The following is a 1,059-nucleotide window of genomic DNA, read 5'->3' on the forward strand; positions in this document are numbered from 1 at the left end:
AGCTCGTCTGAAAGAATTGACAGACAAGGNCTACGAAGTAGTGAACGATGAGTTTAAGGGACCTAAGACCTTCGATAATGACGATAAGAAGGATCAAACCTTCACCGTTACTCTTCGTCAAGGTACAGAGAAGATTACAGACCCAGCTAAGCTCAACAAGAAAGTATCGCGTACCATCAAGTACGAATACGCAGATGGTGAGACAGCCGGTCGTCCAGCTCTGAAAGCTCCTGTGACTCAAGAAGCAGCTTTCACACGTACAGGTGAACGTAACCGTGTAACTGGTAAGGAAACCTTCACTGCATGGACACCAGCTACGAAAGAATTGGCCCAAGAAGCTACACCAGTCGTAACTGGATTCGTGGCAGATAAGGCCAATGTAGCAGCGAAGACAGTGACTCCTGATGATAAGGATAGCGAAGAAACAGTTAAGTACAGCAAACTTGGTTCATACGTACCAAATGTACCAGACGGACTTCCAAAAGTACCAAACCTTCCATATCCAAACGATCCAACAGATCCAAGCAAACCAGGTACTGATCTTCCAGTGATTCCACATGTACCAGGAACTACACCAGTNGGCCCAGATGGCACAACNCCATTGACACCGAAAGATCCGAGCGATCCAAGCAAGGGATACAACCCACCACCAATTCCAAGTGATCCAACNAAGGANACACCAATCAACTTCGTGAAGGATGGTCAAAAAGCGATTATCAGCTTCGTAGACCAAACTGACGGTAATAAGGAATTGACCAAGGTTGTCGAAAGCGGTAAGTCAGGTGAGCCAATCGGTACAACCAACTACGCAGCTCGTCTGAAAGAATTGACAGACAAGGGCTACGAAGTAGTGAACGATGAGTTTAAGGGACCTAAGACCTTCGATAATGACGATAAGAAGGATCAAACCTTCACCGTTACTCTTCGTCAAGGTACAGAGAAGATTACAGACCCAGCTAAGCTCAACAAGAAAGTATCGCGTACCATCAAGTACGAATACGCAGATGGTGAGACAGCCGGTCGTCCAGCTCTGAAAGCTCCTGTGACTCAAGAAGCAGC

1 protein-coding gene is annotated in these 1,059 nt (G+C 46.6%); it reads left to right on the forward strand.

Going from position 1 to position 1,059, the window contains the following annotated elements; translation table 11 throughout:
* Window positions 1–40: 40 nt before the first annotated feature.
* The coding region (locus D8790_RS10635) for a mucin-binding protein (RefSeq protein ID WP_446677482.1) at window positions 41–1,059 on the forward strand (1,019 nt) is incomplete at its 3' end.

Origin of the sequence: Streptococcus cristatus (assembly GCF_003943535.1) — a bacterium.
Classification (GTDB): Bacteria; Bacillota; Bacilli; order Lactobacillales; family Streptococcaceae; genus Streptococcus; species Streptococcus cristatus_L.